The organism is Kitasatospora sp. NPDC047058 (genome assembly GCF_040643935.1).
Classification (GTDB): domain Bacteria; phylum Actinomycetota; class Actinomycetes; order Streptomycetales; family Streptomycetaceae; genus Kitasatospora.
The window spans coordinates 1-1288 of sequence record NZ_JBEYVJ010000889.1; the positions used below are offsets into that span (position 1 = coordinate 1).

Annotated in this window: 1 pseudogene; it reads right to left on the reverse strand. The window is 73.1% G+C overall.

Going from position 1 to position 1288, the window contains the following annotated elements:
- Nucleotides 1-570: 570 nt before the first annotated feature.
- Nucleotides 571-912, reverse strand: a pseudogene (locus ABZ885_RS41370) (alpha/beta hydrolase); the annotation flags it as partial.
- Nucleotides 913-1288 lie beyond the last annotated feature (376 nt).

The window sequence follows — 1288 nt, forward strand, 5'->3', positions numbered from 1 at the left end:
AGTCCGGCTCGCCCGGCGGGTCCGGGCGACCGACCCGTCCGACCCGGCCTGACCTCGGCCCGGTGTGCGCGGGCTCCTCGGGCCCGCGTACCCCGGGCCTGCGCGCTCCGGGGCCCGCGCGGCCCAGCGGCGGGCTTGCCGCCCCCGGCTCAGGTCCGCGAGGCGCCGGGCCGCTGAGCTGCCGGAGCACCGCAGAGCCGGTGCTGGCGCGGGGCAGCCACCGCCGCGACGCCTCACCCGGCCAGGAAGGCCGCACGGCCGCGAACGCGACCGGCACCTCGTACATCGGATAGTGGCCCGAGCCCGCCGGCATCTCCAGCTCCGCGTCCGGGTAGTGGGCCAGCCAGGTGGCCCGCATCACGGGCTCGCCCAGCACTGAATCGACCCCCGCGGTGTGGACACGCCTGAGAACGGATCTCGTTGGTCCAGGAGACAGGTGCGCCACCACAACCCCCAATGTCACCAGGCCCTCACGCGCGCGGGCCGCGAACCAACCCTGACGTACCACGGCTGACTCACCGCTGGGACGAATGCCGGAACCGCCGACCGTGGTCCTTCGGCCCGGTCCGGTCACTTCGGCAGGTCGGCGGATAGGAAGGGAGCGAGGAGCGCGAACAATGCGTCGGGGCGGTCGAGGGGGATGATGTGGCCACAGTTCTGGAGATGGTGTCCGACCAGGTCATCGGCGATGGGACGAAGTTGGCGTTCGAGCCCCATGCCGACGGGGTGAGAGCCGACGGCCATGGTGGGCATGCTCAGCCGAGCCGTCGCGACGGCGTCCTGGATCTGCTGCGCGCTCGTGGGCAGGGCCCGGTAGTAGGAGAACGCGCAGCGCAGGGCCTCGCTCCCGGTGTACGCGCGGACGAAGGCCGCACGGATGTCGTCGGGTACTCCTCTCCCGAGTGTCCCCGACGCGGTGGTAGCGGGCGGGCCGCCGACGCAGTCGTGCTCGACGTACTCGGCCTGGCGGTCGCCACGCTGTGCGGCGAGCTGATCCGCGTCCAGGTCCGCCCCCACGATGATGCCGTGGCGCGTCCGGGCGGCGGCGGGGGCGACCCCGTGCCTGGTCAGGATGTCGAGGACTCCCGGGAAGGCCGGCTCGGCGTGCGGCCAGTACGTGGGGTAGACCAGGAAACCGCGCTGCGACTGCGGCCGCCCCGCCGAGAACAACGGCGCCTCGTACCCGCCCGCCACACGGACCACGACTCCCCCAAGGCTCGGTATCGGCACGAGAGTGTGCTGCACACCCGGACGGACGGACAGGACTCACGCACGCGAGGCCGACGAC